At 66.2% G+C, this 20,084-nt stretch carries 18 protein-coding genes; 4 read left to right on the top strand and 14 right to left on the bottom strand.

What is annotated here, in order from left to right:
* Positions 1-7: 7 nt before the first annotated feature.
* A complete protein-coding gene (locus tag ACH0BU_RS11655; RefSeq protein WP_296218395.1) occupies positions 8-2,536 on the bottom strand; it encodes a TonB-dependent receptor in 2,529 nt (842 codons plus the stop codon).
* Between the two features lie 95 nt (positions 2,537-2,631).
* Positions 2,632-3,546 (bottom strand): oxygenase MpaB family protein, encoded by a 915-nt coding sequence (locus ACH0BU_RS11660; protein ID WP_296218396.1) that lies wholly within the window; start codon positions 3,544-3,546, stop codon positions 2,632-2,634.
* Between the two features lie 81 nt (positions 3,547-3,627).
* Here ACH0BU_RS11660 and ACH0BU_RS11665 point away from each other — a divergent pair, with 81 nt between their 5' ends.
* Positions 3,628-4,296: a CerR family C-terminal domain-containing protein gene (locus ACH0BU_RS11665; protein ID WP_296218398.1), complete on the top strand. Its 669-nt coding sequence runs from the start codon at positions 3,628-3,630 to the stop codon at positions 4,294-4,296.
* 10 nt (positions 4,297-4,306) lie between these two features.
* Here ACH0BU_RS11665 and ACH0BU_RS11670 read toward each other — a convergent pair whose 3' ends face one another.
* The 8 genes from ACH0BU_RS11670 to ACH0BU_RS11705 form a co-directional block, all read right to left on the bottom strand.
* Entirely contained in the window at positions 4,307-5,092 is a 786-nt protein-coding gene (locus ACH0BU_RS11670) for an SDR family NAD(P)-dependent oxidoreductase (RefSeq protein WP_046411040.1), read from the bottom strand.
* A gap of 11 nt (positions 5,093-5,103) precedes the next feature.
* Positions 5,104-6,300 (bottom strand): zinc-dependent alcohol dehydrogenase, encoded by a 1,197-nt coding sequence (locus ACH0BU_RS11675; protein WP_046411042.1) that lies wholly within the window; start codon positions 6,298-6,300, stop codon positions 5,104-5,106.
* On the bottom strand, positions 6,300-6,908 hold the full coding sequence (locus ACH0BU_RS11680) for an SRPBCC family protein (protein ID WP_296218401.1): 609 nt from the start codon (positions 6,906-6,908) through the stop codon (positions 6,300-6,302). The genes ACH0BU_RS11675 and ACH0BU_RS11680 overlap by 1 nt, the downstream gene beginning before the upstream one ends.
* Positions 6,909-7,239: 331 nt before the next feature.
* The gene (locus ACH0BU_RS11685; RefSeq protein WP_046411046.1) at positions 7,240-7,650 is read right to left on the bottom strand and encodes a hypothetical protein; all 411 of its coding nucleotides are present in this window, start codon (positions 7,648-7,650) and stop codon (positions 7,240-7,242) included.
* A gap of 282 nt (positions 7,651-7,932) precedes the next feature.
* A complete protein-coding gene (locus ACH0BU_RS11690) occupies positions 7,933-8,853 on the bottom strand; it encodes a glycosyltransferase family 2 protein (RefSeq protein ID WP_241212634.1) in 921 nt (306 codons plus the stop codon).
* The gene (locus ACH0BU_RS11695; RefSeq protein WP_241212635.1) at positions 8,850-9,728 is read right to left on the bottom strand and encodes a glycosyltransferase family 2 protein; all 879 of its coding nucleotides are present in this window, start codon (positions 9,726-9,728) and stop codon (positions 8,850-8,852) included. The genes ACH0BU_RS11690 and ACH0BU_RS11695 overlap by 4 nt, the downstream gene beginning before the upstream one ends.
* Positions 9,725-10,357 (bottom strand): CatB-related O-acetyltransferase, encoded by a 633-nt coding sequence (locus ACH0BU_RS11700; RefSeq protein WP_500264034.1) that lies wholly within the window; start codon positions 10,355-10,357, stop codon positions 9,725-9,727. Before ACH0BU_RS11700 ends, ACH0BU_RS11695 begins: the two co-directional genes overlap by 4 nt.
* Positions 10,358-10,469: 112 nt before the next feature.
* Entirely contained in the window at positions 10,470-10,661 is a 192-nt protein-coding gene (locus ACH0BU_RS11705) for a hypothetical protein (protein WP_125945812.1), read from the bottom strand.
* Positions 10,662-10,710: 49 nt separating this feature from the next.
* On the opposite strand from ACH0BU_RS11705, the gene ACH0BU_RS11710 reads away from it, so the two are divergent.
* Positions 10,711-11,520 (top strand): class I SAM-dependent methyltransferase, encoded by an 810-nt coding sequence (locus tag ACH0BU_RS11710; RefSeq protein ID WP_296218411.1) that lies wholly within the window; start codon positions 10,711-10,713, stop codon positions 11,518-11,520.
* Between the two features lie 1,497 nt (positions 11,521-13,017).
* Here the strand turns inward: ACH0BU_RS11710 and ACH0BU_RS11715 are convergent.
* The 3 genes from ACH0BU_RS11715 to ACH0BU_RS11725 form a co-directional block, all read right to left on the bottom strand.
* A complete protein-coding gene (locus tag ACH0BU_RS11715; RefSeq protein WP_125945814.1) occupies positions 13,018-14,004 on the bottom strand; it encodes a CpsD/CapB family tyrosine-protein kinase in 987 nt (328 codons plus the stop codon).
* 178 nt (positions 14,005-14,182) lie between these two features.
* On the bottom strand, positions 14,183-15,484 hold the full coding sequence (locus ACH0BU_RS11720; protein ID WP_296218414.1) for a GumC family protein: 1,302 nt from the start codon (positions 15,482-15,484) through the stop codon (positions 14,183-14,185).
* Between the two features lie 31 nt (positions 15,485-15,515).
* Positions 15,516-16,367, bottom strand: a complete 852-nt coding sequence (locus tag ACH0BU_RS11725; protein WP_500264035.1) for an SLBB domain-containing protein — start codon at positions 16,365-16,367, stop codon at positions 15,516-15,518.
* 384 nt (positions 16,368-16,751) lie between these two features.
* On the opposite strand from ACH0BU_RS11725, the gene ACH0BU_RS11730 reads away from it, so the two are divergent.
* Complete coding sequence (locus ACH0BU_RS11730; RefSeq protein ID WP_296218417.1) at positions 16,752-18,698, top strand: right-handed parallel beta-helix repeat-containing protein; 1,947 nt, start codon at positions 16,752-16,754, stop codon at positions 18,696-18,698.
* Positions 18,699-18,828: 130 nt separating this feature from the next.
* Positions 18,829-19,404 (top strand): CHAP domain-containing protein, encoded by a 576-nt coding sequence (locus ACH0BU_RS11735; protein ID WP_296218419.1) that lies wholly within the window; start codon positions 18,829-18,831, stop codon positions 19,402-19,404.
* Here the strand turns inward: ACH0BU_RS11735 and trmB are convergent.
* On the bottom strand, positions 19,401-20,084 hold the full coding sequence (gene trmB, locus ACH0BU_RS11740) for a tRNA (guanine(46)-N(7))-methyltransferase TrmB (protein ID WP_046411057.1): 684 nt from the start codon (positions 20,082-20,084) through the stop codon (positions 19,401-19,403). The genes ACH0BU_RS11735 and trmB overlap by 4 nt on opposite strands.

Genomic DNA, 20,084 nt, shown 5'->3' on the forward strand with positions numbered 1-20,084 from the left:
CCACGCCTCAGAACCGGAAGGTCGCGGTGGCACCGTATGTGCGGACCTGGCCCGGGAAGCGCACGACGATGTTGGCGTTGCTGGCGACCGCGTTCCAGTAATATTCGTCGAAGAGGTTGCGACCCCAGACGTTCACCGCCCAGCTTTCGTCCGCCGCCTTCACGCCGAAGCCGGCGTTGACCACCGCGTACGGCTTGATGTCGTACAGCGGATTGAATTCGAAGATCGTCGTCTGGCGGGACTGCCAGCGTACGTTCGCGTTGGCGGTGAAGCTGACGTCGTCATTGACCGGCTGGTCGAACAGCGCGGTGCCCGACAGCGTCCATTCCGGGCTGTAGATGAAGCGCGCACCGTCGAAATCCTGCGGGCGGCCGGCGGCGTTGGTGCCGACATAGCCGTTGATCCGCGTCTTCAGCCACAAGGCGTTCGCCATCAGCGTCAGCGGGCGGGCGGGACGGACCGTCAGTTCGCCCTCGATGCCGTAAGCCTCCGACTTCGGGATGTTATCCAGCCGGGCGAGCGCGGTGTAGATCGGATCAGCGAAATAGGCGCTGATCTGCTTGTCCTTATAGTCGTAATAGAAGCCGGCGACGTTCAGCTGCACGCGGCGATCGAGGAAGCCCAGCTTCGCACCGATTTCGTAGGCGGTCAGCCGCTCCTGCTTGGCCGGCAGGTTCTGCGCCGCGTTGCTGGCCGCGTTGATCGGCGAGGTGCCCGACTTATACCCGCGCGAGATCGAGGCGTAGAACAAGGTCGTCGCGTTGGGCGTGAAGTCGAGCGCTGCGCGCCACGCGAAATTGTCCTCGTCCAGCCGCGAGTTGACGATGCCGAAGCTGTTGGTCGCCGGATTGAAGGTGTTGCATTCGTTGCGGCCGATCGGCGCCGCGAGCGGCAGCGTCGGGTTGAACAGCTGCTGATAGAGGCCGCGGTTGAACAGGTTGATGTTGGTCTGCATGCTGCCGTTGAAATCGCGCGAGCATCCGGTGAATTTCTGCAGATCCTGGGTGTAGCGCGCGCCCAGCGTGAGCTTCACGAGATCGGAGAAGGCATAATCGCCATTGGCGAAGATGCTCCACGTCGTCGTGTCGAACGCGCCTTCGTCGCGGTAGGTGCGGAACGTCGTGGCCGCATCGGCCAGCGTATAGCCAAAGGTGTTGATCGGCGAGTTGATCAGCTGCGACGTCGCGAAGCGGAGCAGCGCGGAATTGGCGTTCTCGCCCAGCAAGGTACGGTTGGTGTCGCTGATCTTGTCCTTGGCGTAATAGCCCCCGACCAGCCAGTTGAAGCCGGGGCCATCGCCCTCGACGCGAAGCTCCTGCGCGAAGCTCTTGATGTTGCCGTCCGCCTCCTGGATCAGCACCTCGTTGGGGATGCCGGACCAGTCGAACGTCGCCTTGCGATCGAACTCGTTATAGCCGGTCAGCGAGACCGCGCGGACATTGTCCGAAATGTCGAGCTGGACGCGCGCCTTCAGCCCGATGAAGTAATTGTCCTCGGCCAGCGGCCCCTTCAGGCCAGCACCGCGACCGATGTCGGCGGAGCGGCGGGCATAGGGCGCCCAGTCCGCCTGGCTGCCGCTGGTCGGGCGGTTGGCAGCGATATAGGCGGCCGCGCCCGGCGCGTTGAAGTTGCTTGCCGCGCCCCCACTGCCGGGCGTCGTGGCGGGGGTGAAGCCGATCGCCTGACCCACGACGGTGTCCGACTTGTTGACCCAGTAGGTCGCCGACACGTCGATTTCGAACGGACCCGGCTGCGCCGCCAGCGAGCCGCGCACGCCGTACCGCTTCACGCGGCCAAGCCGCTCGTTGGGGCGGCTGTTGCTGATCTGCCAGCCCTCGTTGCTGAGATCGACGCGATAGCCGATGCGGCCCTGGATACCTTCGGCGATCGGGCCAGTGACATAGCCGCCGACATTGAAGGTCTGGTAGTTGCCGACATCGACCGACATCGCACCCGACGCATCCTCGCTCGGCTTGCCGGTGACGAAGTTGATGAGGCCGGCGGTGGTGTTGCGGCCGTAGAGCGTACCCTGCGGCCCCTTCAGCACCTCGACCCGCTCGATATCGATCAGCGGGCCGGTGTTCATGATCGGATAGGCATAGGCGACCTCGTCGACATAGGTGCCGACGGTCGACTGGGCCGACAGGTTGATCGAATTGAAGCCGATGCCGCGCAGCGTGTAGGTGGGCACGCCCTGGTAGCTTTGCGCGACGGTGAAGCTGGGGACGACCGCGGTCAGGTCACGCACGTTCTGGACGCGCAATTCCTGCAGCGTCTCGGACTCCAGCGCCTGCACCGAAATGCCGACCCGGTTGATCGATTCCGCGCGCCGCTGCGCCGTAACGACGATGTCGCCGAGCGCGGCGTCACTTGGCCGTGTCTGCTGACTGGTCGTTGCCGGCGCTTCCTCCTGCGCCGGCGCGGTGGCATCGGGCGCGCCCGCCGCCGCGTCCTGCGCCTGCGCGGCGCCTGCCATCACCGCCAAGATGCTGGCGCCCAAATACATCGCCCGGCGCGTACGGCCCATTGCGGTCATCGATCCTCTCCCCGATCAAAGCTCAAGCGCCCTTTTCGGGCGTCTTCATCCTGTTCTACTAGCAGCGCCGCCGGGCGCAGCGCCTGACACCTGTGTCAGGTGGCGGGCGCGGCCTGTGTGCCGATCCCGGCGTGGCCCAGCATCCGCGCCTGCGCGCTCGGCGAGCGCCAAGCGAAATCGCCCGGCAGGCCGAGCCGCCGTGCCGCCTGCCACGCGGGCGAACGCGGGTCGCGCACCCGGTCTGCGAGAGTGCCGGCTGCGAGCAGCATCAACCGGTCGGTGCGCCGCAGATCATATTCGGCGCCCAGCTCCAGTCGCTGGCGCACCGCCGGCGGCAGCAGCGACACCGCCGCACGGGCGAGCGCCTGGTGAAGGAAGCGCGGCACGGCCGGCGCGGCCTTCCCCGACTGGATGATCGCCAGGAATTCTAGGTTGATCGGGTGCGCCTCGAACCGGGGCAGCAAGCGATCCAGCATGGCGAAGAAATCCTCGTCGCTGGTGAGCGGGTTCTCCACGCCGTACAGGCGCACCACGGGTTCGCCGTCGCGGTAATAGGCGCTTCGCTCCGCCTCGCTGAGCGGTGCGACGAAGCGATGATAGGCCTCCAGGAAGCCATAGGCCGCGGTGGCGCTGACCCAGTCGAGCAACTCGGGATCAAGCGCGCGATAGGCTTCGCCGCCGGGCGTCTCGCCGGTCACCTTGCGGTGCATGCGATTGACGCCGCCGATGATCCGCCGCGCCGTGCTCGCCGGCCCGAATACGCCCGCCATGGCGGCAACGCCGGTCCGCTTGGACCGGCCGATCGGATCAACCTCGTAGGTGGAGTGGTCCCACACGCCCGAGCGTATCCGCGCGTCGGCGAACTCCAGCAGCACCGCCGCCACCCCGCCGACCGCGATCGCCACCGGGTTCTTGAACACGCGCCATTGCGGCGACGTCGGCGGGACGAGCGACGCCTCCCCCACCGGGTTCGCATAATCCACCTGATAGCCCTGATGTCCGACTGACATATCCAATTCCGATCGTTCGATAGGATTTGATATGCTGCAATGGGCTGTCACGCAACCCCGGTGGGCCGTATGGAGGGTGGCGTGACCAGCGCCGTTCCCCCTCGCCCGCGCGCGCCGCGCGGGCCGTATCGCAGCAGCGCGGAGACGCGGCAGCGCCTGATCGGCGCGGCGCTGGCGCTGTTCAGCAAACACGGGTTCGAGGGGACGAGCACGCGCGAGATCGCCGCGAGCACTGGCGTCGCGCTGCCGGCGATCACCTACCATTTCGGGGGCAAGGAAGGCCTGTACCGCGCCTGTGCCGAACATGTGGTGGAGCGCTATCGCGCGCGCATGCTGACCGGTGTTTCGGCGATCCAGGCGGGGATGCCCATGCCACCGGATGTAGCGCGCGCGGCGTTGCAGGAAGTGGTGTCGCTGCTCGCAGGGATGCTGCTCGACGTTGCGGAGGACGACAGCTGGGCTACGTTCATGATGCGCGAGATGAACCACAAGGGGATGGCGCATGACCTTTTATACCGCGACCTGTGGGAGCCGGGGCTGACGCTGGTCGCCGGGCTGGTGGCGGCGATCGGCGGCCGCGCGGAACCGGCGCAGGAGGACCGGCTTGAGGCATTGCTGCTGCTGTCCAGTTTCTCCGCGTTCACCACGGCGCGGCGGGTCGCGCTGGATTTCGGCGGATGGGCGGCGGTCGATCCTGCGCTGGTGGCCGCGATCGTGGCTCGTCTCCAGGCCAGGATCGCGGCGCTCTAGCCACCGGCGATCATTCCTTGCCCGATCCCGGCTCGGCCATCGCACGATGCCGCTCCGCCAGCACCGACTGCGGCACGACACCGGAGCCCAACACCTGGATCTTGTTCTTCAGGCCCGACACGATGTGCCCCTTGCCGGCCATCAACGCGTCCCAGCCGTCCTTCGCCACGTCGGCAGGATCGGACTTGTTCTCGCTCTGCCCGACGGAGGTGTCGAGCATGTCGGCGCGGGCGAAGAATTCGGTGTCCACCGGCCCGGGCATCAACGTGGTGAGCGTCACGCCGTCCACATCCTTGATCTCGTTGCGAAGCGCCTCTGTGAAATTGTCGATGAACGCCTTGGTCGCATTGTAGATCGCGTTGAAGCTGCCGGGGATGTAGCCGGCGATCGATCCCGTCACCAGGATCTTGCCCGATCCGCGCGCCACCATGTCGCGCAGGCTCTTCTGCAGCAGATAGACGGTGCCGGTGACGTTGGTGTCGATCGAATGGCGCCAATCCTCGATACTTTCGTCGAGGAAGGGCCCGCCCTTGCTGATCCCGGCGTTGGCGCAGACCAGGTCGATCTGGCGCCCGGCCGCCGCGGCAAGCGCGGCGTCCACGCCTTCCAGCGTGGAAAGGTCCGCCTCTACGGCCACGACATTGGTGCCGAACTGTTCGAAGTCGCGCGCGGCGGCATGGATCAGTTCCTCATCGGCGACCACGATCAGGTCATGACCTTCCCGGGCCGCGATGGTGGCAAGTTCGAAGCCGATGCCGGTCGAGGCGCCGGTAACAAGGGCGAGCTTATTGGCCATGGCACCTCTCCTCAAAGGTCGATTTCGATCCGCTCAAGACCCGGCTTCAACACCACCTTGGTCACTTCATTCTGCTTGTCGTGGAAGATGCGGTAGCCGTCCGGGGCATTTTCCAGCGGCAGCGTGTGGCTGATCAGGAAGGTCGTATCGATCTTCTCCTCCATGATCGCGTTTAGCAGCCCCGGCATATAATGCTGGACGTGGGTCTGACCGGTCTTGAGCGTCAGCCCCTTTTCCATGAACGCGCCGAGCGGGAATTTGTCGACGAAGCCGCCATAGACCGCCGGCATCGACACCCGCCCGCCCTTGCGACAGGCGAGGATCGCCTGGCGGATCGAGTGCGGGCGATCGGTGCCGAGGAAGGTCGACGCCTTTATCTGATCGATGACATTGTCGACGAACAGGCCGTGCGCCTCCAGGCCGACGGAATCGATGCACGCATCCGGCCCGATGCCGCCGGTCATCTCCATCAGCGCCTCATAAGTGGCGGTTTCCTCGAAGTTGATCGTCTCGGCGCCGAACTTCTTCGCCAGTTCCAGCCGGCGGGGAAAGTGATCGATCGCGATCACCCGCGCCGCGCCCATCAGGAACGCGGACTGTACCGCGAACAGGCCGACCGGCCCGCAGCCCCACACGGCCACCGTGTCGCCCGGTTCGATCTCGGCATTTTCCGCCGCCATCCAGCCGGTGGGCAGGATGTCCGACAGGAACAGCACCTTCTCATCGGGGACGCCGTCCGGCACCACGATGGGGCCGACGTCGCTGAATGGGATGCGGACATATTCCGCCTGGCCGCCCGAATAGCCGCCGGTCAGGTGACTGTAGCCGAACAGGCCCGCCATGGGCTGACCATACATCTCCTGCCCCAGATCCTGGTTGTCGGCGGGCAGGCCGTTGTCGCAGGCGGAATATTGGTGCTTGCTGCAATGGTAGCAGGCGCCGCACGAGATGGTGAATGGCACCACCACGCGCTGGCCCTTCTTCAACGTCGATTTCGGGCCGGTCTCGACCACCTCGCCCATGAACTCATGGCCCAGGATGTCGCCCGACTGCATCGTGGGGATATAGCCGTCGTATAGGTGAAGGTCGGACCCGCAGATCGCCGTCGAGGTGATCTTGATGATTGCATCACGCGGGTTGAGGATTTCCGGATCGTCGACGGTGTCGACGCGCACGTCATGCTTGCCGTGCCAGGCCAATGCTCGCATCAGTTCTTCCCCTCGTCCAGAAGGCGGCGGTTGCGCGCGCCGGTGGCGATTTCGCCGGTTTCCATCAGTTGCTTGAACCGACGCAGGTCGCGCCGCGCCTGGATGGCGGGTTCGCGCTGGAACATCTTGGCGATGACCTTGCCGATCAGCCCGGCGGGCGGATCATAAAGGATCGTCGCGGTGACGATCGTGCCGCGATCGCCCTGTGCGTCGCGGAAATCGATGCGCCCGCTGTTGGACACGTCCGCACCCTCCTCCGACGCCCAGGCGATATACTCGCCCTCCTTTTCGTCGGTGATTGCCGCCACCCATTCGACGGTGTTCCCGCCCGGTGCGGTCACCGTCCAGTGCGAGCGGCGGTCGTCCAGCACCTCAATCCGCTCGACATTCTCGAGCACGTGGGGAAGGTTGGTGAAGTCTCGCCAGAAGGCGAATAGTTCGGCGCGCGGGCGCCGGATCGTCACGGTGCGCCCGATCAGCGTATCGGCATTGCCGTCCGCCGGATGCGGCAGCGTCGCATTGCCCGCTGCCTCCACGGCAGCACCGCGGTGTTTCGATGTGGAAAGCGGCGCGTCGTCGGCACGCGCCGGGTCGATCGTGTCGGCCATTGCATCCTCCTGAGGAATGCGGCCTTAACGAGTGCAACAGCGGGCCCGTTCCCGACACAATCCGATGAAATCAAAAACTTGCCCGACCAGCCCCGAAAGATTAAAGAAGAAGCGCAGATCGCATCCTGTCGTCGCGCATATCAGATGCAACGTCGATCACCTTCTATATTGATGCAGATCATATCTCATCTGGTCACGATACTGACCCACATCGCATCGTCCGCAGCTTCGAACATGCCACGACTACATCAAGACTGATGGACCCGTCGGCGTGATACTCCTCGCATCGATCACCCTCGCAGCCAACGCACGAGCGCGCCGGCGGATGCACTCAGCGGCGACGGCGGCGCTGCGTGCGCGCCGCCGCAATGCTCGCCATCATGGTTTCATACTGACCATGGGTGAAGCCGGCGTCGAAGAAGGCGCGAAGCTCGCTTGCCGCGACCTGGAAGCTCTGGTGCCAGGCGAGCACCGCCATCCGCCGCAACGCCTCAAGCCGCTCGTCGGCAAGACGGGGATTGTTCTGCCGCATCACCGCCCGTAGCGCGACCGACAAGCGACCTGGCTCGCGCAAGGATGACAGCCGATCATTGCGCGCCAACGCAATGACAGACCATTCCAACGCGCCGAAGCGGGCATCATCGGCATAGCGATCGTCCCGCGCAGTGCTGGCGGGGATCGGATCGGCGATCGGCGCCAGCGGAAGCGCAGCGTCGATAGTGTTGAAGGCGAGATAGGCCATGATGCTTCCCTTCTGCCCTGTTGGGCGCGCGACCGGGCACCGTCGCGCGAGCGACGGGCGGGCGGTGGCAATCTGAACAGTTGATCTTCCCGGCGTCGGTCGCCAGGCATCCTCGGCGCCGTTCCCGCATCATGGCCGATGATACGGGAGCAGCTGTTGTGTACCGGTTGGTATAGAGACGCTGCCAGTGCCGGTCAACAACCATTCATACCGATCGGTATGTTTTGAATCAACTGCTGGTCGGGAAGTGTCCGACCTACTGCGCGACGAGACTGATGCTCGTCAGGCGATCCACTCGGGCGCGCCACGATGATTGCGGATGCCCGCCCACCATCCCGCCAGCGCGTCGCGCCATTGCCGCACCGCGCCGCGCCGGGCGAAGCGTGCCGCACCCAGTACCAGCGCCGACACCGCCGCGAGCGGCAGATGCGCCGGCGTCGTATCGCGCACCACGTGCAGCTTGTTGCGCTCATCAAGGAAGATCGGCAGCCGCGGCCGCTGCCGAATGGCCGCGGCGGAGCCGGTGGTGCCACCCTGTCCATGACAGACACGGGCCCCTGGGGCGAAGCCCAGCCGCAGGCCCTGCTGCTGCGCGCGAAGGCACCATTCGATCTCTTCAGCGTAGAGGAAATAATCGTCCCGCATCGGCCCGGCGGTCTGCACAAAGGCACGGCTGACCAGCATGCACGCCCCCAGCAGATAGTTCATGTCCCGCTCGACCCGGGCCGCATCGGGCGGCGCATCGATCGAAGCACCGACCCCGATCGAGGTTGCCCGCGCCAACACCGGGTACCAGCGCCCACCATAGGCCTGCACCCGGCCGCCCGGGTGGTACAGGACGCCGCCCACCGCGTCGCAACCCCCCTGCCCCAATCGCGTCACCAGTGCGGTGAGCGCACCGGGTTCCGGCGTCGTGTCCGGATTGAGCACCCACCAGGCCGCGGCGTCGCGCCGCGCGGCGATGCAGGCATTCACCCCGCCGGCATAGCCCAGATTGTCGGACTGGGGGACGACCGTGACCGGCTGCCCGCCGGGCAGCGTCGCGGGCAACCGGTCCTGCAACGCACGCCGCGCCGCTGCCCCGCCATTCTCGCAGATTACCACCGCGAAGTCGGTGAACGTCGAACGGGCCAGTGCCGTGAGGCATTGTACGACCAGCGCCGGATCACGGAACGACACGATACACACTGCGACCTCGATCACGGGCGTGCGCCCACCAGCCGCAACATGCCATCGGCACAGCGCCACAATCGCAGCCGCGCGAGCGTCGCGAGACCACGCCGACGCTCCCGCCAGTTGGTCAGCGCGGGGCTGGTCAGGATGCGCAGCCCATGCACCAGAATCGACACCGGCATCGCCGCGCTTGCCACGAACCACCGCAACCGCCCGCCCCGGCGCTCGCGGGCAAAGGCGAACATCTCCGCGTTGAGCCGGCGCCATTTGCACAGCAACGCCGGCCAGTCGCCGCGCGCGGGGTGCCCCACCACCGCTGCCGGAGCGTAGCCGATTCGAAATCCCAGCGCCCGCGCCCGGACGCACCAGTCGCGATCCTCCGACGTGCCGGCGAGAAACGGACCAGAAGCGGCGAAGACCGTCCGGCGACAGAACAAATTGGCCGTGACGGAGAAACCCTGCTGCTCGACATAGCGCCGGTTGCGAAAGGCGAAGACCGCCTCATACGCCTCCGACCCGGTCTTCTCCCCGTCATTGTCGATCAGCACATCGACCTGCCCGCCGACAAAGTCATGATCCCATAGCGCCGCCAATCCCGCCTCGAGCCAGCCGGGGGCCGGCACGCAATCCGCATCGGTGAAGGCAAGCACCGCGCCGCGCGAATGCGCGACGGCGACGTTGCGCGCCGGCCCGGCCCCGCGCTCCCGCGCCAACACCACGCGCGCTCGCCCTGCCACCAGCGCACGCACGGCGTCCTCCCCGCACATGCTCATGTTATCGGCCACGATAATCTCGAACCGGTCGCGCGCCATGGTCTGCCGCGACAACGCATCCAGGCAGCGATCAAGCCCCGCCAGATCATCATGATGCGGGATGATCACGCTGACCTCCATCATCGTGCTCATGCGGCGCTCGCCAGCCCCGCCGCCGTGGCGACGTGTGCGCGCCCCGCCGGATCAAACACGAACTCGGGGTTGCGCAGGACCAAGTCACGCAGCTGCGCCAGATCCATCTGCCACCATTGGCTTCGCTCCAGCACGGCCTGAACCTCCGGCGTGAAGCGCTGGCGCAGCACGCGCGCGGGGTTGCCGGCGACAATCGCATAGCGCGGTACGTCGCGGGTCACGACCGCCCCCGCCCCGATGATGCTGCCCCGGCCGATCCGTCGGCATCCAGGCAGGATCACCGCATTGTGGCCGATCCACACGTCGTCCTCGATGACCTGCGGTGAATCATAATGCAGGTCGGCGTCCACCACGCCGAACTGCCGCTCGTACAGCACCGGGTGGGTCGAGATCGCGGCAATGGGATGGTTGATCGGCGCCGAATGGACCGTCCTGGCGATCGAACAGTACCGCCCGATCACCAGCGGGCCTGGCATCCGCCACGGATCGAAGCAGCCGTACGTGTAGAGCCCGACGTCAACCCCGTAGCGTTCCCGTAACCAGCGACGCAGCGCCAGGCTATGCAGCGGATCGCGTTGCCAGCGCCATAAACGCGCCTTTTCGATCGCGCGTCCCACCAATCGCCGCATCACTTGCCCTCAACCGCCAACACGCGAGGTGGCATACCGCGCCGGAACGGAGATGCCGCTCCAGCCGGTCGGAAATGGACCTAATTTCGGTAGACCATTGGTGGCGGCATCATCAACTGCGCACGGCGAATGCAGCCACCACCAGCCCGGCGACGATCGCGATCAGCTGCACCGTTCGCCAGTCGATCACGCCCACGGCATCGGGATCGTGCCGCTGCGTCCGGCGCCGATCGCCCCAGGCCGCGCCCGCGGCCGCCGCTGCGCATGATGCCGCCACCCCGTACAGCATCGCTTGCGTTGACATTCACTTGCCTCCACACCCCACCAGCGTCTTGCCGGGAGAGATAAAGATAATGCGCACCATCGCCATTGCGACCGTCCTGCTTGCCAGCGCCGCGGCGGTTTCCGCCCAGACGGCACGGCCCACCGCACCGCAACCCTCAGGCGCCATCAGCAGCGCCGTCAATGATGCGCAACGCAGCGCCGCCAACCGGCAACGCGACCAATATCGTCACCCCGCCGAAACGCTCGCCTTCTTTGGCGTGAAGCCGACCGACACGATCGTCGAATTCAGCCCTGGCGGCGGATGGTACACCGAAATCCTCGCGCCCATGACCAAGGGCAAGGGCCGCTATGTCGCGCTGGTCAACCAGCGCGGCGTCGACAGCGCTCAGAAGATGCTGACGGCGAAGCAGGCGTGGTTCGGCCCGGCGACGGTCGCCACGATCGATCCCGCCACCGGCACCAGCACCGTTCCGGCCGGTAGCGCCGACGTGGTGCTCACCTTCCGCAACGTGCACAATCTGCTGATGAACGACGATCCCGCAGTGGCCGCGCGCACGTTCAAGGCATTCTTCACGATGCTGAAGCCGGGCGGCGTGCTGGGCATCACTGACCACCGCCTACCCGAAACGATGGACACCGCGCTGGAAAAGAAAAGCGGCTACATCAAGCGATCGACGGTGGTGCAGCTTGCCGAACGGGCCGGGTTCAAGCTGGCCGGCGAAAGCGAGATCAACGCCAATCCCAAAGACACGCACGATCATCCCAATGGTGTGTGGACCCTCCCGCCGACGTTCGCGCTGAAGGACGTCGATCGCGCCAAATACGCCAGGATCGGTGAGAGCGACCGCTTCACGCTGAAGTTCGTCAAGCCGCGGTGAGCGGACGACCGGGCGGGACAGGAACGGTCAGGCCCACCTCGCGTCGCCTGCCGGATGGACGAGTACCCGGCTGGGAACGATTTCTCCTCGAAGCGCCGTTTGAGGAAGCGGGCACTGGTACGCGATCGCGCTCATCTCCGCGGATACGCTCCGACGGCGTGTCCCCGAGGTCGCCTTGGTTGCGCCCGGCTGAATGTTGCGCCGGGTCGTGCGTCGCCCCGCACATCGGACGCTTTCACGGAAAGATGCCGGGTACTTGCGCAGCGGGAGCGTTGTCTCGTCAGCCGATAAGAGCGCTCAACCGGGATCGGAGCTGAAAACGCCGTCGCTCCGCCGAGCCTTCTGGCTCGTGCCACGGTCTTGGCCACGGACGTATGTGCGGGCGCAGGTTTATCTGTTGTCTCGAACTATAAGCAGAGCGACGTGATCGGTCCTGCCTGCTGACCGCAGTATTACCAAACCCCGCTGATCGCTTCGGTGCTGGTCACAATTGATCCCCAACCGCGTCCTGAGGCACGCCTGCCGCCAACGCGGTCGACCGCGCCGTTTGTCTGCTTCACCATGATGCCTCGACATCAAAGTCACGAGGCGGTCACGATTTTGAGCGGCTGCTCTAACCGAAACCTTCGGCTTTCAGCCGGACGGAGCGTCACGACAGCGCGCGAGGCAGCGATGTCTCTGCTTGCATTCTGGCAAAGCCGCCGAAGCTGCGGGAGAGGCTGCGACAGCCACCGTTTGGGGAAGCAAAGAACGTTGGCGACCTTCTCTCGGGTCAGGTGAAGCTCGACACGCCGCTCAGTCTATTTTTGGCAGATCGCAGCTGCGCATCGCTGCCAGCGCGTGCGATCAGAGTCATTGAACGGGGTCATCGAATCGCTCCCGTGCTTTCGCGAATGATGACAAAGGGCCGTAGATCGCTGCGCTGAGAAGCCTCGTCGAGTTCCGCACCCATAGTCATCGCGGGGCGTCACCAAGGCTATATGTAGAGTCTGTTATACACTCCCCGCTTGGTCGGGGCTCCACATTGGCTGCATAAGTGAAGCATGTGGCAATACCATAGTCTGATAGCTGGCCGGTCCCGCCGCTCCGCGAAGGTTGAAACGGTAAGACTCTTCACCGCTTCGGGTCATCATTGGAAAGCACTGATAGCTCTCGCGATATGGCGCATCCGCCTTCCGACTCTTGTCCTAGTGGCTTTTGCTTGTGCGAAAGGCCTAATCTTATGATTCCAGATTTTCTGATTCTTTGGCCCAGCGAATAGAGGGTTGAGTTTAACGCCTCATCATCATAATCGGCGCAACGCGGCCTGACATGTGCTGACCCTGCTACGTGCGGCAGCCAACCGCTTGCTTAAGCTTTGCCACTCGCCAACATCGTTCTGACGCTTCCTGATCTATGACCAATGTCGCTTCGTTTGGTCGCACCGTACGGTGCTGGTCTGCCGCATCTTCTGACGGTCACCAATCCGGTAGCCGCTGCTCCCGAACCCGCACTTGGTCAAAACGCGGCGAGAAAGCTCCCGACCAGTCGCACGCGATCGCTCGAGAGTTCGGCCACCGTGCGATGGACGTCGGTGAGCAATGTCATGTCGCGCCGCGCAACGATCAGGCCGTAGCGAACGCCCATCGCGATCTGCCGCGCGTCGCTGCTGCCGTCGGTTGCGGGGGTGTCGACGATGGTGAACTCATAGGCGCGCATGCAGTCATCGATGATCTGCTTGAAAAGGCGGCTGGCGATCAGATCGTGCGCGCGCGGTGATGCGCCACCGGCATAGAGCACCGACAGGTTGGGGCGCACCTCTCGCCGGATCTCGTCGGATCGCTGCTCGGCCCCAACGGACAGCATCTGCACCAGACCGCGTGCGGGCTGCTCCGGGCGGATGAAGTCCTGCACTGCCGGGCGGTGCAGATTGGCGTCGATCAGCAGCGTGTTGATCCCGGCCTGGGCAAAGGCCACCGCGAGGTTCACCGCCACGCTGGTGCAGCCGCAGGCCGGCGTGGGCGCACATACCGCCAATCCCCGCCGTCCATCGCGCACATGGCCGGCGAGCAGATGCGTCTGGAGGGCGCGATATCCCCGTGCCGCCACGCCGGCGGGCTCGGAAAGGCAAGCGATGCGTCGGGAAAAGCTGTAGTCAAACGTGCCCCGGACTGGCGGCTCCGAAGCATCGTCAGCAGACACCTTCTCGTGCTCGCCCCCCCTGGCCTCGGCATCGGCCCTGCCGTCCTCCGTCGGGCCCATCGCGGTAGCAGCAGCAGCGGGCACTGAAGCAGAGGTGGAGACGGCCGATTGCGCCAAGGGACGGTCGCCCTCCACTTCATGGTCCTGTCCGCCGCCCGCCTCCCCGCGGACGCCAGCCTCCTCCCGTCCCGCCACTCGGTGATCAGCGACGTTCAGCGCAGTCGCCTCGCTCGCAAGCGCCTGTGCCGAAGGGCGGTGGTCCATTCCGTTGGCTGCCGGCACCGTCATCGTTTGAGCGTCCATGTCGCTTCTTCCCCCATCGCCTTCGGCGTCGCGCCGATGAGCCGAACGATCGCCCTTGGTCATTCCGGCGCTCCGCCCTATCGCGCCCCGCCCGGAGAAATCTCCGCGCGCTCTTCGCCGTGCGTGACTGCCTTCATGCCTTGGCGAGCAGCGGGGGGAGCGCCCGAGGCGGCGGCGGTCACCATGCGCGCTGCGGCCGTGCAAACAGGCCGCGCCATCCGGCGGTCGCCGTCGGGCGCGGCAGATCCAGCATCCCGATCAGGGGCAACCCGTCGATCTGCTGCAGATCCTCCGCCCCGCGCACCCGCCGGGCGAACAATTCGGCGGCAATCGCCAGAACTGCGCCCAGGATCATCCCTGCGATGCTGCCGGCCAGCACCAGCATCCAGCGCGGCGGATTGATCGGCGAGCGGGGGGTCGCCGCAGCCCCAAGCCGGCTGAACCCGGCATCGGTCGATTGCGCCTGGAGCTCGAAATCGGCCGCGCGCTGCATCGTCTTGGCCACTTGCTCGCGAAGCACGACAACATCACCGGCGAGCCGCCGTGCCGCATCCACCAGTCCGCGCTGCGCCAGCACCTTCTGCGTCTGGGCGCCGAACTCCGCCGCCTGACGATTGCCCGATGATCCCGACCCGCCACGCATGCTGCCCATTTCTCGCGCGACCGCAGCAGCAAGCGCGCCGCGTTGCCGCTGGAGCGCCACCATCTCCGGATGGTTCACGCCCAACGTCTGGCGCGCCGCCGCAAGCTGGGCATCGACCTGCGCCAATTGCCCGGCCGACGGCGCCACCACAGGTCCCGTAGCGATGGCTGCGACCGCCGCCGGGGCGCTGCTGGCCAGTGCGCGCAGCTTGGACGACTCTGCGTCGATATTGTCATCCTGCAGCACGATGTTGTTCGCCCGCTCGAACGCGGCCTTGCGCTCCTCGGCAGCGGCCAGGCGCGCCTTGAGCGACGCCGCCTGCCGCGCGAACCAGCCGGCGTTCTGCGCCGCGTCACGCCGCTTGCTGTCGAGCGCCTCTGCCAGAAACGCCTCGCGCACCGCGTCCGCGCCGCGCCGCGCGGTCCCGGGCACGGCGGACACATAGGCGATCTCGAGGATCGGACTACCGCGGATCAGCTCGGCACTGGTGCTGGCCGACGCCTGTTCCGCCAGCCAGTCGCGCAGCCCCGCCCGGGACCCCGCGGCTTGCGCCGCGGCATGTTTCGCGCGCAGCTCGGGCGATTGCGTCCACCCGAACTGGTCCGCCACCCGCCGCGTAACCCGGGGGTCACGGATCAATTCGACCTGCGCGGCCAGAAAGGCCTCCATCGTCTTGGGCGGAAGCGCCTGCCCGGTCACCGGGTCGGCGCGCAGCAGGTCGACGACCACGCGGGACCGCGCCTCGTAGCGTTTGGGAATCTGCCGCGCGGCGATCAGCCCGGCCACCGCACCGATCACGGCGAGCAGCACGATCAACCAGTAGCGCGCCTGAAGCATGCGAAGGATCTGTTGCGGTCGCATAGGGGCCTCAGAAAAACCGCTCGCCGACGACCAGCACATCGTCGGGACGCAAATTCTCGCTCAACGCCACCTTCGTCTCACTGCCCCCGCGAACCAGCTTCACCCGCCGCACCGAGCCAAGCGGCGTAAGGCCGCCGCTCCGCGCCAACGCCATTTCCACAGTCAGCGGCCGATCGATCGGGTAGCTGCCGGGCGCATTGACCTGCCCGTAGATGAAGAAGGTGGCAGGCGCGGCGACGAACACCTTGTCGCCCGATTCCACCGTCGGATCATCGCTGACCGCGCTGGTCGCGAGCGTCCGCAGCGACAGCGCACGGGACGAACCGTCCGGGCGGGTCAGCGTTACTGCGTCCGCCGCCTTGTCGCTGGGCCCGCCGGCCCGCGCGACTATCTCCGTCAGGCGATAGGCGCGGTCGATCGGCACCACCCCCGGCTGGTTCACCTGCCCCAGCACCGTGACATATCGGCTGCCGTAGCTGGCCACCATCACGCTGACCGCCGGGTTCTCCAGAAAACCGCCCTGCTGCAGCCGGGCGCGCAGATCATCGCGCAGCTCCAGCACACTGCGCCCAGCCGCCGGAACGCTGTTCACGAAGGGCAGCTGGACCGTGCCATCCTCCTGCACCTGGACCCGCGCGGTAAAGTCGCTGCGGCCCAGCACCGCCGTCTCGATCACGTCGCCCGTGCCAAGGAGGTAGCCCGTCGCGGCGGGAGCAGCCCCCACCGGCGACGTCGTCCCCTCCCGCGTGCCGGCCGCGGCGTCATTCCTCGCCTGAGCCGCCACCGACGACGGCGCCAGCGAGCACAGCGTGGCCCCAGCCAAGGCTGTCGCCATGATCCAACGTCGCATCGTCTGCATGCCGCCCGCTCCTGCCCGGCCGGATGAATCCTGCCGTTGATCGCCATCCGCTTCTGCGCCGCCTGATCGACCACCATCCCTGACAAGCGAACAGAAGAACAGCGCGTGTCGACCGTGGTACAGCCAGGGAGCGGTTGCTCAACACCTCCGCAGGACTACTCGCTCCGTTCTGGATCAATTGCCCCGGTTACTGGTCCAGAACAGAGGCTCCATTCATGCCCGCGCGCCATTTGCTTTATGCCTCGCCGCACTGACTGAGCGGCGGCGCCGGATATACACGGCATGGCAAGCCGCACGACGCAGTCGGATCGCGTCCCTTAGCCTTGGCGACGTGCCTGGAAAGTAGCCCGCCGGGTCCGTGCACGCATGAACGAGAGGATCATCATGGCCACCCTGATGGCATCCACTGCCGCCGAGTTGATGAGCCTCGCGGGCGCGGCACGTGCGGGAGACGTGATCGCGCTGGCCCCCGGCAGCTACGATCGCGTCGCCCTGCGCGATCTGCGCTTTGACGGTGAAGTCATCATCACCTCGGCCGATCCCGCGCGACCCGCCCAGCTTACGGGGCTGAAGGCGTTCGGGGTCGAGAACATCACCTTTCGCAATCTAGTGCTGGCCGATCATGAGCCGGGCGGGCTGTTCGGTTTCGAGGTGAGGCAGGCCGCGCAGGTGGCGTTCGACCAGATTCTCGTCCACGGCCCGCCGGGGGAGCGCGGTTACGACACCAACGCCTTCATCATCCGCGACAGCATCGACATCTCGATTACCCAGTCGGAGTTCACTCACCTGCGGCATGGCATCAACATGCTCGACAGCGTCGGGGTGACGGTGCGCGGCAACTACTTCCACGACCTGCGCTCGGACGGGGTGCGCGGCGGCGGCGTATCGGACATCGTGGTCGCCGATAATCTTTTCACCAACTTCCGCCCGGCATTCGGCGATCACCCCGACGCCATCCAGTTCTGGACGCTGAACCAGCCGAACAGCGCCAGCGCGATCACCATCACCGACAATGTCATCCTTCGCGGGGCGGGTGCGGCCGTGCAGGGCATCTTCATGGGCGATGAGAATGGCGCCAGGCCCTATGTCGACGTCACCATCGCCGACAATCTGGTGCTCGGCGGGATGTTCAACGGCATCTATGTGGAACGCGCCGACGGCCTGTCGCTCACCGACAATGTCGTGGCGGGGTATCTCGATCAGCCGTCCTGGATTCGTGTGTCCGACGTGGATCGAATCGTGGGGAATGTGGCACAGGTCTATATCATCGACGGCATCACCAAATGGCCGCCGGCCGGCAATCAGGCGACCTTGCCCGCCCTCGACAAGGGAGCCGGGCTGATCGGCGCCTGGCTCGCCAGCCATGGCGACTGGGTCACGATGGCGGCCGAATCGCCGGTGCTGGCGGAAGGACTCGCCGACCTCCTCGACCTAACGGGCCCCCGGCCGCCCGCCGGCCCGGTCACCACGATCGAGGGGACGCCGGGTGCCGATCGACTAGTGGCGGCGGCCAAGGGGGACAGCATCCTCCTGGGCGGCGATGGAGACGATCACCTGACCGGCGGTGCGGGCCAGACACGGATGGACGGCGGGAATGGTGACGACACCTATATCGTCGCCTCGTCGCGCGATCGGGTGATCGAGCGCGCCGGCGGCGGCAACGACACGGTCTGGACGTCGGTCGATTACACCCTGGCCGCGCATATAGAGACCGTACGGCTCACCGCGGGGGACCTTACCGTCCACGGCAATGTACTCGACAATCGCATGATCGGCTCCGACGAGCAGGACCGGCTGTACGGAGGCGCTGGGCATGACCTGATCCAGGGTGGCGCCGGTGACGACCACCTTCATGGCGACAATGGCAACGACACGCTGCACGGCGGCGACGGTGCCGACCGGATCGAGGGCGGCTCGGGCGACGATCTCCTGATCGGCGGCGCGGGGGGTGACCGTCTGCTTGGCGGCACGGGGCGCGACACGCTGGACGGCGGCAGCGGCAACGACGTCCTCACTGGCGGCAGCGGGCCGGACATGTTCCTGTTCCGCGCCGACACTCTGGGCGACCAGGACACGATCGCCGACTTCTCACAGCGTCAGGGTGATCGGATCGGCCTGTCGCCGATCGATGCGGACATCAGCACGGCGACCGACGATCCGTTCCGCTTCCTGGGCACGGACGCATTTTCGGGTCAGGCCGGCGAGCTGCGCTACGACTCCAGCGCCGCGGGCGCGATCCTGTCGGGCGATGTGGACGGGGATGGCCGCGCGGACTTCACCATCCTCATCGAAGGGGTCGATTGGCTGAGTCGCGACGCCTTCATCCTCTAGCGCTCGCGACAGCGAACAAAATGCGTGATCGTTACACCTTCGCAACACCGCGCACGAGAGGCCGGAAGGCATTGGTTAACCATGTTGCGCAACCTCTCGCATAGAAACGGCGGTTAGTTTTTGCCCCGTGATGAAGCGCTCCCCCCTCGCTCTCGTCGCAGCGTTCGTTTGTGCCCTCGGCTCCCCCGCGCATGCGCGATCGCTGCTGGACTATAATGGCCAATGCGTGCCCTTCGCGCGCCAGGCGTCAGGCATCCAGATCTATGGCGATGCCTGGACCTGGTGGAATCAGGCACACGGTCGGTACAAGCGCGGCGATCAGCCGAAGGTCGGCTCGGTCATTGCCTTCGCGCGTCAGTCGCGTCTTCCGCTCGGCCATGTCGCCGTGGTCAGCCGGATCGTCGAGGATCGTGTGCTGATGCTGACCCACGCCAATTGGTCACGCATCGACGGTACGCGCGGCCACGCCGAACAGGATGTCACCGTATTCGACGTCAGTGAGGCGAATGACTGGAGCCGGGTGAAGGTCTGGTACCGCGATTCGAACGGCCTAGGCGGCACGATCTATACGGTGCACGGCTTCATCTACGCGCCTGGGCGCCCGCACGAACATCTCACCGCGCAGAACCCCGATTACGTCGGCGCGCTGATCGACGCCTATGTGCCTGGGGCGGGAGCCGGCAGCAGCGCACACGCCTCGCGTTAATCCGCGCGGCGGTAGCGGAAGTACCAGACCTCATGGCCCTGCCGCCGGGCCTTGCGTTCATAGCGGGTCTCGGGCCAGTCCGCCGGGCGCTCCAGGAAATCCGCCGGCCGGTGCGCCAGCCAGGTGAAGTCCGTCCGCTGTGCCATGATCATCATCGACCAGCGGCAATAGGTCGGATCATCGGTGCCGAGGCGGAACTCAGCCCCCGGCTTCAGCTTGGACGCGATCAGGTCCAACGGCCCGTGGTTCATCATCCGCCGCTTGGCATGGCGCGCCTTCCGCCACGGATCGGGATGGAGCAGGTAAACGGTGTCGAGCGACTGGTCCGGCAGTCGCTCAACGACGTCCAGCGCATCACCCATGTGCAGCCGCACATTCTCCAGCGCGCTATCGCGGATATGGCCGAGCGCGCCCACCACCCCGTTCAGGAACGGCTCGCAGCCGATGAAGCCGGTATCCGGCGCCGCCGCGGCCTGCCCGGCCAGATGCTCGCCCGCGCCAAAGCCGATCTCCAGCCGCAGCGGGCGATTGTCGCCGAACAGGCGCATCGCATCGAGCGGCCCCGTCTCCGGCACGGCAACGCGCGGCAGCAATTCCTCGACCAGCGCGGCCTGGCCCTTGCGCAGCTTGTGGCCCTGGGCGCGCCCATAAAGCCGACGGATCGTAGCGGGATCGTTCAT

Origin of the sequence: Sphingomonas olei (assembly GCF_045369765.1) — a bacterium.
Taxonomy (GTDB): Bacteria; Pseudomonadota; Alphaproteobacteria; order Sphingomonadales; family Sphingomonadaceae; genus Sphingomonas; species Sphingomonas panaciterrae.

What these genes read in the sequence shown, in the direction of transcription:
- ACH0BU_RS11655 (WP_296218395.1), bottom strand. Translation starts at nt 2,536, where the DNA reads ATGACCGCAATGGGCCGTACGCGCCGGGCGATGTATTTGGGCGCCAGC.
- ACH0BU_RS11660 (WP_296218396.1), bottom strand. Translation starts at nt 3,546, where the DNA reads ATGTCAGTCGGACATCAGGGCTATCAGGTGGATTATGCGAACCCGGTG.
- ACH0BU_RS11670 (WP_046411040.1), bottom strand. Translation starts at nt 5,092, where the DNA reads ATGGCCAATAAGCTCGCCCTTGTTACCGGCGCCTCGACCGGCATCGGC.
- ACH0BU_RS11675 (WP_046411042.1), bottom strand. Translation starts at nt 6,300, where the DNA reads ATGCGAGCATTGGCCTGGCACGGCAAGCATGACGTGCGCGTCGACACC.
- ACH0BU_RS11680 (WP_296218401.1), bottom strand. Translation starts at nt 6,908, where the DNA reads ATGGCCGACACGATCGACCCGGCGCGTGCCGACGACGCGCCGCTTTCC.
- ACH0BU_RS11685 (WP_046411046.1), bottom strand. Translation starts at nt 7,650, where the DNA reads ATGGCCTATCTCGCCTTCAACACTATCGACGCTGCGCTTCCGCTGGCG.
- ACH0BU_RS11695 (WP_241212635.1), bottom strand. Translation starts at nt 9,728, where the DNA reads ATGAGCACGATGATGGAGGTCAGCGTGATCATCCCGCATCATGATGAT.
- ACH0BU_RS11700 (WP_500264034.1), bottom strand. Translation starts at nt 10,357, where the DNA reads ATGCGGCGATTGGTGGGACGCGCGATCGAAAAGGCGCGTTTATGGCGC.
- ACH0BU_RS11705 (WP_125945812.1), bottom strand. Translation starts at nt 10,661, where the DNA reads ATGTCAACGCAAGCGATGCTGTACGGGGTGGCGGCATCATGCGCAGCG.
- ACH0BU_RS11710 (WP_296218411.1), top strand. Translation starts at nt 10,711, where the DNA reads ATGCGCACCATCGCCATTGCGACCGTCCTGCTTGCCAGCGCCGCGGCG.
- ACH0BU_RS11715 (WP_125945814.1), bottom strand. Translation starts at nt 14,004, where the DNA reads ATGGACGCTCAAACGATGACGGTGCCGGCAGCCAACGGAATGGACCAC.
- ACH0BU_RS11720 (WP_296218414.1), bottom strand. Translation starts at nt 15,484, where the DNA reads ATGCTTCAGGCGCGCTACTGGTTGATCGTGCTGCTCGCCGTGATCGGT.
- ACH0BU_RS11725 (WP_500264035.1), bottom strand. Translation starts at nt 16,367, where the DNA reads ATGCAGACGATGCGACGTTGGATCATGGCGACAGCCTTGGCTGGGGCC.
- ACH0BU_RS11730 (WP_296218417.1), top strand. Translation starts at nt 16,752, where the DNA reads ATGGCCACCCTGATGGCATCCACTGCCGCCGAGTTGATGAGCCTCGCG.
- ACH0BU_RS11735 (WP_296218419.1), top strand. Translation starts at nt 18,829, where the DNA reads ATGAAGCGCTCCCCCCTCGCTCTCGTCGCAGCGTTCGTTTGTGCCCTC.
- trmB (WP_046411057.1), bottom strand. Translation starts at nt 20,084, where the DNA reads ATGAACGATCCCGCTACGATCCGTCGGCTTTATGGGCGCGCCCAGGGC.